Annotated in this window: 7 protein-coding genes; 3 read left to right on the top strand and 4 right to left on the bottom strand. The window is 65.6% G+C overall.

Translation table 11 applies throughout. The features are described 5' to 3' along the window. On the top strand, positions 1–1,786 hold a 1,786-nt coding region (locus tag ACLQ62_RS07685; RefSeq protein WP_411721059.1), incomplete at its 5' end, for a DUF3376 domain-containing protein. Positions 1,787–1,814: 28 nt separating this feature from the next. Here ACLQ62_RS07685 and ACLQ62_RS07680 read toward each other — a convergent pair. Further along, a complete protein-coding gene (locus ACLQ62_RS07680; RefSeq protein WP_411721058.1) occupies positions 1,815–2,441 on the bottom strand; it encodes an FMN reductase in 627 nt (208 codons plus the stop codon). After that, a complete protein-coding gene (locus tag ACLQ62_RS07675; RefSeq protein WP_411721057.1) occupies positions 2,441–3,577 on the bottom strand; it encodes an LLM class flavin-dependent oxidoreductase in 1,137 nt (378 codons plus the stop codon). The genes ACLQ62_RS07680 and ACLQ62_RS07675 overlap by 1 nt, the downstream gene beginning before the upstream one ends. Positions 3,578–3,720: 143 nt before the next feature. Between ACLQ62_RS07675 and ACLQ62_RS07670 the strand changes: the two genes are divergently transcribed. Then, positions 3,721–4,878: an acyltransferase family protein gene (locus tag ACLQ62_RS07670; RefSeq protein WP_411721056.1), complete on the top strand. Its 1,158-nt coding sequence runs from the start codon at positions 3,721–3,723 to the stop codon at positions 4,876–4,878. 3 nt (positions 4,879–4,881) lie between these two features. On the opposite strand, the gene ACLQ62_RS07665 is transcribed toward ACLQ62_RS07670, so the two are convergent. Both ACLQ62_RS07665 and ACLQ62_RS07660 read right to left on the bottom strand, forming a co-directional pair. Then, positions 4,882–5,340, bottom strand: coding sequence for a VanZ family protein (locus ACLQ62_RS07665; protein ID WP_411721055.1), 459 nt, complete (start codon positions 5,338–5,340; stop codon positions 4,882–4,884). Between the two features lie 4 nt (positions 5,341–5,344). Then, entirely contained in the window at positions 5,345–6,853 is a 1,509-nt protein-coding gene (locus tag ACLQ62_RS07660) for an amino acid permease (protein WP_411721054.1), read from the bottom strand. Between the two features lie 107 nt (positions 6,854–6,960). Between ACLQ62_RS07660 and ACLQ62_RS07655 the strand changes: the two genes are divergently transcribed. After that, positions 6,961–8,478, top strand: a 1,518-nt coding sequence (locus ACLQ62_RS07655; protein WP_411721053.1) for an alpha-glucosidase, incomplete at its 3' end; no start/stop codon positions are given.

Raw genomic sequence — 8,478 nt, 5'->3', positions numbered from 1 at the left:
ACACGCCGGATGGGAAGAGTCGCCGTACGCCGGCGTTCCGTCGCGCCGGCGGGACTTCCGAGCAAGGGATCTCGCCCCGTTCCGGGCGTCGAGTGGCATCCCCGAGCCGATCTCGGCTCTGGCCTATTGGAGGATCACCGGTAACGAGCCGCCGTCGAAGCCGGAGGAGTTCACCACCCTTCTCGACCGGAGAGTTCGAGCAGCGACGGTCGCCGCTCTTGCGCTCCCCCGCGCCGACCTCGACGAGGAGGTCGTTTCCCGGCTCTACAGCGACTCACGGCTCGCGTCGGATGAGAAACTCGCCGGCGCCTCCCTCTTCAACTTCGCTGGAATCCTGTCGAAACATTGGCGGTCGAATGACTGGTGGTGGGGACGACTCGACGCCGCTGCGGGGATGCTTCGCTTTCTCGAGTCGTATCCGGGGCGCGGGGACGGCGAACCGCCGGAGCTTTCCCGGAGTGTCGATGCCGCCCAGTCGGCCGTGCTCGAGGATGCTTCGGGAAGCGAGTTCGGGCCCTTTCCCGGTATTCCGGGCGGCTCCAGCCCCCGAGATGTTCGCGCACGATTCGCTTTGGGCGGCGACTCGCTCGACAACCTCGAGCCGGCCTACCTCGTCGCCATCCTGTCGCGCACGGTGCGAGTGGCGTCACGGGCGATCTCGGGCTCGGCAGGAACTCCCGTGCGCCTGCTGCTCGCGGTGCTACGGCCCCTCCTGGTTTTCCTGCCCCTCGTCCGCAATCCTGTTCGGCAGGCTCTCGCCGCCGCCGTTATCGGGGTGACCATCACCGTCGCCGCGAGTGCCGCCTACCTGCCCGCCCGCCGGACCGACATCTTCTCAGTGCTGCCCGGTTCGCTGCTCATTGCCGCACTGGGCGTCGGCCTTGTCGTCGCGATTTCCCGACGACTCGGCGCGTGGGAACGCCTCGTCGCGCTCCTGAGGGCCTCGAACGCGACGGTGGGCCCTCGGATTCTCGCTCTTGTGCTCGAGGTCCGGCGCGAGGCCGCCTGGCAGGGTGCTGTCCACGCGGTCGGCTCGCTGGCGACGCTTGTCGCGGCGGGCTGGGTGTTGTGGACGCTCGGGCTCTCGGTGTCGTTCTGGATCCTCGTCGCATCCGCTGCCGTGCTCGGGTCGCGTGCATGGCTGCGCGCCCGTTCCCCGAGCGAAGGAAAGAAGCGCGCCCATCTTTACGGGGCCGGGGTCGTCGCCACTGCAGCCTGGCTGCTTGTCGTTGTGCTGCTGCCCGGCTGGATCCAGTCGGAGCGCCCCGACCCCGGCACGCTGCTCCCGGTCACCGTCACGGCAGCCGGCTTCTCGGTTGCGGCGGTGCTGACGCTGGGCTGGCTGCCGATAATCGGCTCCCTCCCGCGAACCTGGCTGATCAACTGGCTGACCGTCTCCCTGATCGCCGCTGCGGCATCCGGCGTTCTCGTCCTTGTCGCCACGCAGGTGCGCGGCACCGGCTTCGGTGTTCTCGACACCGTCACCGCCGCGGTGCTTGTCTTCGTGGTGTGGGGATCGATCGTCTGGTGGCTGCCGGAGATTCCCGAAGGGACCGATGCGCGATGGTGCTCCTACGCCGTGCCGGACGACCTCAGGCGCACCTACCCGGTCCGCACCGGCGAGCGCGTTGGCTTCAGTCGCGGGGGCGGATCCGCGCCCACCACACCCAGCCGACCGCACCGCCCTTCGACACGGCCGCGGGCGGCCTCGCTCAGGAACCGGCTCCCGAAGCGCACGCGGCCACCCTCGTCGAAAACCACCGACGACGATGCCGCCCCTCACTGAGGGGCGGCATCGTTCACGGAGCGTTGGATCAGCTGGGCTGGAAACCGCCCACAGGGCTGAGCGCGGCGTCGAAACCGAACGGGTCACGCACGGTGTTCGAGCGCTCCGACGCGATGACCAGGGGCACCAGTTCGCTGGCGGCACGATCGATTCGGTCAGGCAGCGTCTTGATTTTGTCGGCCCCGCTTCCCCAATCCTCGGATGCCGCGAAGACACTGGTCGGGACGATCACCGCGTGCAGGTAGGTGAACATCGGCCGGATCGCGTAGTCGAGCGCGAGTGAGTGGCGGGCGGTGCCCGCCGTCGCACCGATGAGAACCGGCATGTCGGTCAGCGCACGGTTGTCGAGAACGTCGAAGAACGACTTGAACAGTCCGCTGTAGCTGGTCGTGAAGATCGGCGTGACGGCGATGAGCCCGTCGGCACCCGTGACAGCGTCAATGACGGCCTCGAGCTTCGGGCTGGCGAAACCGGTCAGCATGTTGTTCATGATGTCCTGGGCGACGTCGCGCAACTCCACCGTCGTCACCTCGACCTCGACACCCTTTTCTTCCAGTCGGGCGACCGTGGCAGCCGCAAGGCGGTCGCCGAGCATGCGGGTGGACGACGGCTGGCTGAGGCCCGCCGAGATCACGGCGAGTTTGCGAACAGTCATTACTTCACCTCGACGGAGTAGGTCGCACCCTGGGCTACGGAGAACGTGTCGCTCTGAGCGGCCTTCTCAGCGACGGCTTTGAGCGCCTGATGGGTGGGGGCATCCGGAACATCCGCCGGGCGGTTCTTGTCGAACTCGCGACGGAGCACTGGCACGACCTCTCCGCCGAGCAGGTCGAGCTGCTCGAGGACGGTCTTGAGCGGGAGCCCGGCGTGATCCATGAGCCAGAGCTGGCGCTGGTAGTCGCCGACGTAATCGCGGTAGCCAAGCGTCCTGTCGATGACCTGCTGAGGGCTGCCGACGGTGAGGGGGGTCTGGGAAGTGAAGTCCTCCATGCTCGGTCCGTGACCGTACACCGGGGCGTTGTCGAAGTACGGGCGGAATTCGCGGACAGCGTCCTGCGAGTTCTTGCGCATGAAAGCCTGGCCGCCGAGTCCGACGATGGCCTGGTCGGCGCGGCCGTGGCCGTAGTGCTCGAAGCGCTGGCGGTAGAAGGCCACCATCTTCTGGGTGTGGGATGCGGGCCAGAAGATGTGGTTCGAGAAGAACCCGTCCCCGTAGTACGCCGCCTGTTCGGCGATCTCAGGGCTGCGGATCGAGCCGTGCCAGACGAACGGCGGAACGCCGTCGAGAGGGCGTGGAGTGGAAGTGAACCCCTGAAGTGGTGTGCGGAACTGGCCTTCCCAGTCGACCACGTCTTCACGCCACAGCTTGCGCAGCAGCGCGTACTTCTCCAGGGCGAGCGGAATACCCTGGCGGATGTCCTCACCGAACCACGGGTAGACCGGGCCGGTGTTGCCGCGGCCGAGTGTGAGGTCCATGCGGCCGCCCGAGAGGTGCTGCAGCATCGCGTATTCCTCGGCGATGCGCACCGGGTCGTTCGTGGTGATGAGCGTGGTGGCGGTTGAGAGGATGATGGTCGAGGTCTTCGCGGCCAGGTAGCTGTTGATGGCGACGGGGCTCGACGGGAAGAACGGCGGGTTGTGGTGCTCACCCATGGCGAAGACGTCCAGGCCGACCGCCTCAGCGTGCTGTGCGATGGTCAGGATGTCCGCAAGTCGCGAGGCGTCGGTGGGGGTGTGACCGGTGGTGGGGTCGGTGGTGATGTCCCCGACGCTGAAGATTCCGAACTGCATGATCGCCTTTCAGCAAGAATTTAGTCCATTCACTTGAATGGATATGAGGTGTAACGAGGCGCTTCCGGCATCTATTCCGTTCGGAACGAAGTTTTTTCCGGAATAGGGTTGAGGGGCGAGCGATGAACCGTAGAGGAGCACCGATGAGCGCTGAACCGCAGGGACAACAGGCGGCAGCGGCCCCGAAACCGCGGGTACCGTTTTGGGACAATGCGCGGTTTGCCTGCATCGTCCTCGTCGTCATGGGTCACGGCATCCAGCGGATCACCTACGACTCGGATGCCGCCCTCGTTACGTACCTCTGGATCTACGCGTTCCACATGCCGGCGTTCGCGATCGTCAGCGGCTACTTCACGAAGAGCGGGCCGCCGAACGTCCGGCAGATGAAGCGGGTGATCACCGACATCCTCGTGCCGTACGCGATCATGGAATCGATCTGGACCCTCGTTCAATTCCTTGTCGAAGGTAAACGCGAGATCAACCCGACCCAGCCCAGCTGGACACTGTGGTTCCTCCTCGCGCTTGGGATCTTCCGGCTTGTGTTGCCCTACCTTGCTCTGTTGCGCTGGCCCCTGGCCTGGTCGCTCATCATCTCGGTCGGGGTGGGGTACCTCGACAACGTCGACAGCACATTCTCCCTCGCCCGGGCGCTCGGCATCCTGCCGTTCTTCGTGCTGGGCTGGCAGCTTCACCGCTGGAAGCTCATCGACCGGTGGCGGCTGGTGGAACACCAGACCTGGCTGATCCGAGGAATCGCCATCGTCTTCATGCTGGCCTGGATCGCCGTGCTCGTGGCCTTCGTCGATGTGTGGCGCACCATCAACCTCCAGCACTGGTTCTTCTATGACCAGTCATACGCGGGACTCGGGGGCGACCAGTGGTGGGCGGGCGGCGTCCGCCTCGGTCTCATCGTCCTCGCGGTTCTGCTCAGCGCGGCGTTCTTCGTCCTGCTCCCCCGCCAGGAGACCTGGATGACGACCCTCGGCCAGTACACGATGTACGTGTATCTCCTGCACAGTTTCGTGCTCTACCCGCTTCGTGAGAGCGGTGTGCTGCGCAGTGAGGAATTCCCGGAGCTCTACCTCATCGGCATGCTGGTCTTCGCCGTGATCATCGCTATCGTGCTGTCGAGCGCGCCGGTACGCGCCGTGTTCAGGCCGATCGTCGAGCCGAAACCGAGATGGATTTTCGCCGACCACAACGACGCCCCTCCCGGGCCGTCGCGGCGAGACCCGACGGGCGCCCAGCGCGTTCTTCCCCCGCAGCACACCCGTCCGCAGGCTCCGCCGTCAGATCGCTGAACCTCAGCGCGTCGCGCTTACCGGCCGACGTGCTCTCGCCAGGCGGATCGCGCGTGCCTTCCGCGCGGTGAGGATCAGCCCGACGAGCACACCGAAAACCGCCCCGCAGGTGTTCGCCAGGATGTCGCGCGGGTCGGAAACCCGGGCGGGGAGGAAGATCTGCGCCGTCTCGATGGCTACGGTCAGGCCGAAGCCCAGCGACATGGCCAGCCACCACAGCCTGCGACCGAACAGCAGCACGAGGAACAGCCCGATCGGGAGGAACATGCCGATGTTCGCTGTGAACTCAAGTCCGCTGTAGGTGATCCACGACGTGGGTTCATGGCGCTCGAAGTACGCAAGCGCCCGGAATAGCAGGCCGTTGGGGTCGTCATCGAAAGGTTGCGGGCCGAGGGTGAGCCAGCCGACGAACGCCAGGTACGCGAGTGTGAAGAGTCCGAGTACGGGGTGGCGATGCAGCATCCGCCTAGTCTGCCGCAGATTTCTGGGCGAGCGCCTTCTCGTCCGCCTGCTCGCGGCCGAGCACCGAGTGACGGCGGCCGTAAGCGAAGTAGATGACCAAACCGATGGCCAGCCAGACCAGGAACCGAACCCAGGTCAGCGTGGTGAGGTTGAGCATCAGCCAGGTGCACAGCACGGCTGAGAGGATCGGCAGGAACGGCGCCCACGGCACCCGGAACGCGCGCGGCAGGTCTGGGCGCTTCTTCCGGAGCACGAGAACGGCGATGCTGACGAGGACGAAGGCGCTGAGGGTTCCGATGTTAATCATCTCCTCGAGCACACCCACGTCGGTCAAGCCGGCGAGGAGCGCGACGACGACGCCGGTGAGAATCTGAACCCGCACCGGTGTGCGCCGTTTGTCGCTGGTCACGCTGAGGGAGCGGGGCAGCAGGCCGTCGCGGCTCATGGCGAAGAGTACCCGGGCGAGTCCGAGCAGGAGCACCATGATCACGGTCGTCAGGCCGGCGAGGATGCCGACCGAGATGACCTGCGCCGCCCAGTCGGCCCCGACTGCCACGAAGGCCGTCGCGAGGGACGGGTCCTCGGCTTCGGCGAGGGTGGTGTACGGGACCATGCCGGTCAGCACGAGGCTCACGCCGATGTACAGCACGGTGACGATGGCAAGGCCGCCGAGGATGCCGCGCGGCAGGTTCTTTTGCGGGTCCCGCACCTCTTCGGCACTCGTCGCGACGACGTCGAAGCCGATGAACGCGAAGAAGACGAGGGATGCCCCGGCCAGCAGCCCGAAGACGCCGTACTGCGCGGGCGCTGCACCGGTCATGAACGAGAACAGCGATTGCGCCCACACGTCGCCTGAGCCGCCTTCGGTGGGCCGGGCCTCCGGAATGAACGGGGTGTAATTCTCGACTCGGATGAAGAACGATCCGACGACGATGACGAACAGGACGATGGCGACCTTGATGATCGTGAACACGGCGCCGACCCTCGCGGACAGCTGGGTGCCGAGCACGAGAAGGGTGGTGAAGACCGCGACGATGATGAAGGGCCCCCAGGTCACCTGAAGCCCAAGAACGCTGATGGTGTCCGGTACGTTCCAGCCCCACAGCTCGAACACCAGGGAGAGGTAGATGCCCCAGTACTTGGCGATGACCGCGCCGGCCGTGAGCATTTCGAGGATGAGGTCCCAGCCGATGATCCAGGCGAGAAGTTCGCCCAGGGTCGCGTAGGTGAAGGTGTACGCGGAGCCGGCCACGGGCACCGTGGAGGCGAACTCGGCGTAACACATGATCGCGAGGGCGCAAGTGATTGCGGCGAGCACGAAGGCAAGGCTCACAGATGGCCCGGCGTAGTCGCCCGCGGCCCTCGCGCCGACCGAGAAGATACCGGCGCCGACGGCGACGGCGACGCCCATCACCATCAGGTCCCACGTGCCGAGCGTGCGCTTCAGGCTGCGGTGTTCCAGGTGCGAATCGGCGAGGGAAGCCTCAATGCTTTTCGTGCGCCAAAGACTCATCGTTGTCCTTCTGATTCTGTGTCCCCGAACGGGGTACGTACTGAGGATGCCAGATCTCGGCCCGCACGTCGAGAACGCCGCGCGCTGCGAATGAGAGGATCGACTGCATGACGGATGCGACCGCGAGAATCACCGAAGACGACCGTGCAGCAGCCCCGTGGTGGACGCGGGCGGTTGTGTATCAGGTGTACCCGCGGAGCTTCGCGGATTCCGACGGGGATGGGATCGGCGACCTGGCCGGCATCCGCTCGAAACTCGGCTATCTTTCCGAACTCGGCGTCGACGTGATCTGGCTTTCGCCGGTCTACCCATCGCCTCAGCACGACAACGGGTACGACATCCGCGACTACGAGAACATCGACCCGGTGTTCGGCACCCTCGCCGACTTCAACGAGCTCGTCGCCGAAGCGCACGCGCGCGGCATCCGCATCGTCATGGACCTCGTCGTGAATCATACGAGTGACGAGCATCCGTGGTTTGTGGAGTCGCGGTCGGCGACGACCAACCCGAAGCGGGACTGGTATTGGTGGCGTGCACCGCGCGAGGACGGTAGCGCGCCCAACGACTGGACGAGTGCATTCTCCGGGCCGGCGTGGACGCTCGACGAGACGACGGGCGAGTACTACCTGCACCTGTTCGCGGAACAGCAGCCCGACCTCAACTGGGAGAACCCCGAAGTACGGCAGGCCGTGTACGCGATGATGCGACGGTGGCTCGACCGCGGGGTCGACGGGTTCCGGATGGACGTCATCAACCTGATCGCGAAACGCGTCGAGCTGATCGACGGGCCGGAGCGCGGCTCCGGTCTCGGCTTCACGATGGGTCCGCAGATCCACGATTTTCTGCAGGAGATGCACCGTGAGGTCTTCGCGGGTCGCGAGGGTGAATACCTCACCGTCGGCGAGATGCCCGGCGTGAGTATCGAGGATGCCGTGCTGTTCACGGACCCGGCGCGCGCGGAGGTGGACATGGTGTTTCAGTTTGAGCACGTTTCGCTCGACTCGGGCAGCCACAAATTCGACGCGATTCCTCTGGACTTCGTCGCCCTCAAGTCGAACCTGGCCCGCTGGCAGGACGGCCTCGCCGAACGCGGCTGGAACAGCCTGTATCTCAACAACCACGATCAGCCGCGGCTGGTGTCCCGGTTCGGTAACGACACCGAATACCGGGTGGAGTCCGCGACCCTCTGGGGACTCGTGCTGCACCTGCATCGTGGGACGCCGTACATCTACCAGGGTGAAGAAATCGGCATGACGAACGTGCGGTTCCAGTCGATCGAGCACTACCGCGACATCGAATCGCTCAACCACTACCGTGAGGCCGTCGAACGATTCGACCAGGCGCCATCGAGCGTCCTCGCCGGAGTCCACGCCCGGGGGCGGGACAACGCGCGCACCCCGATGCAGTGGGACGCGACGGAGCATGCCGGTTTCACAACCGGCACCCCGTGGATCGCCGTGAACCCGAACTATGCCGAGCTCAATGCGGAGGCGGATCGGGCGTCAGGCTCGAGCGTCTTCGACTTCTACCGCAAGCTCATTGCCCTCAGGCACGAGAACGAAACGGTCGCCCTCGGCGCTTTCGAACTGCTCGAGCCGTCACACCCGACGCTGTATGTGTTCACC

Source organism: Mycetocola sp., from assembly GCF_046716805.1.
Classification (GTDB): Bacteria; Actinomycetota; Actinomycetes; order Actinomycetales; family Microbacteriaceae; genus Mycetocola_A.
The sequence above is the reverse complement of the archived record's forward strand: the minus strand, read 5'-3'. Positions and strand labels throughout refer to the sequence as shown.

Coding starts and splice junctions, on each gene's coding strand:
- ACLQ62_RS07680 (WP_411721058.1), bottom strand. CDS start 2,441: ATGACTGTTCGCAAACTCGCCGTGATCTCGGCGGGCCTCAGCCAGCCG.
- ACLQ62_RS07675 (WP_411721057.1), bottom strand. CDS start 3,577: ATGCAGTTCGGAATCTTCAGCGTCGGGGACATCACCACCGACCCCACC.
- ACLQ62_RS07670 (WP_411721056.1), top strand. CDS start 3,721: ATGAGCGCTGAACCGCAGGGACAACAGGCGGCAGCGGCCCCGAAACCG.
- ACLQ62_RS07665 (WP_411721055.1), bottom strand. CDS start 5,340: ATGCTGCATCGCCACCCCGTACTCGGACTCTTCACACTCGCGTACCTG.
- ACLQ62_RS07660 (WP_411721054.1), bottom strand. CDS start 6,853: ATGAGTCTTTGGCGCACGAAAAGCATTGAGGCTTCCCTCGCCGATTCG.